Below are 1,318 nucleotides of genomic sequence, written 5' to 3'. Positions count from 1 at the left end.
TCGCCCGCGCCTCCCGCGCGAAGATCGTGACGCTCGACGAGGTCGTACTGCTGCCCGGCCCCGACGCCCTCCTCGCCCCCGAGTGGGTGCCGTGGAGCGAGCGCCTCCGCCCCGGCGACATGGGGCCGGGGGACCTGCTGCCCACCGACGCGGATGACCTGAGGCTGGAGCCCGGCTTCTCCGGCGAGGACGAACCGGCACCGAACGCCGCGGTCTCGCAGGACATGGCCGAACTGGTGGAGGCGGAGGACGCCGAGGTCACGGCCGGGGTGCCGGCGAACCTGCCGATAGCGCCGACCCGGGGGTCGATCGCGGCGGTCGCCGAGGAGCTGGGGATGCGGCGGGCCCGCGTCCTGTCCCGGTACGGGCTGCACACGGCCGCCGACCGCTGGGAGGAGGGGTTCGGGGCCAAGACGGCGATGGCCCAGGCCGCGCCCGCGTCATGCGTCAGCTGCGGGTTCCTCGTGCCGATCGGCGGATCGCTGGGGCAGGCCTTCGGGGTGTGCGCGAACGAGTTCTCCCCGGCGGACGGCCGGGTCGTCTCCCTGACGTACGGCTGCGGGGGCCACTCGGAGGCCGCCGTCATGCCGAAGCCGCCCCAGCCGACCCCGCCGCGCCTCGACGAGACCCGGGTGGACCCCTTCCCCCTCCGGCCGTCCCCCGACTCGGGCTCGGTACCACCGGAGGAGCCGGAGTCCGAGGCGGAGCTGGGCCACTCGTAGCTGCCGCTGGGGGCGCCGGTTGCCCAAGAGCTCGGTCGGTCACGGTGGTTTCGGCGCGACGCCGTACGCCATCTGCTGGACCTCGGCCACACCACCGTCTGGCACCTGGCCGGCCCCGAGGACTCCTTCGCCGCCCAACGCCGCGCCAACGCCTGGCACACCACCCTCACCGAAGCCGGATGCGTCCCGCCGCCCCCGGTCCGCGGCGACTGGTCGGCCGAGTCCGGCTACCGCGCCGGCCTGATCCTCGCCGACCACCCCGACTGCACGGCCGTCTTCGCCGCCAACGACCAGATGGCCCTCGGCCTCCTGCGCGCCCTCGACGAACGCGGCCGGAAAGTACCCGACGACATCAGCGTCATCGGCTTCGACGACATCCCCGAAGCCTCCTCCTTCCTCCCACCCCTCACCACCATCCACCAGGACTTCGCCGAAGTCGGCCGCCTCTGCGTCCAAGGCGTCCTCAGCAAAATGCGCCAGAACACCCCCGACCACCGCACGACCCCCGACCACGGGACGGCCCCGGCCCACGGCACGACCCTGGTCCCGACCCGGCTGGTACGACGGGCCAGCACGGGGGCGCCGCCGCCTCGCCG

Annotated in this window: 1 protein-coding gene and 1 pseudogene; both read left to right on the top strand. The window is 74.4% G+C overall.

Features of this window, described 5'->3' with window-relative positions:
• Positions 1–722: DUF3027 domain-containing protein (locus STRIP9103_RS18320; protein WP_048820511.1), on the top strand; the 722-nt coding region annotated here is incomplete at its 5' end.
• A 54-nt stretch (positions 723–776) separates the two neighbouring features.
• Positions 777–1,318: pseudogene (locus tag STRIP9103_RS18315) on the top strand (substrate-binding domain-containing protein); the annotation flags it as partial.

Origin of the sequence: Streptomyces ipomoeae 91-03, assembly GCF_000317595.1 — a bacterium.
Lineage (GTDB): Bacteria > Actinomycetota > Actinomycetes > Streptomycetales > Streptomycetaceae > Streptomyces > Streptomyces ipomoeae.
This window is presented reverse-complemented; position numbering and strand designations above follow the sequence as displayed.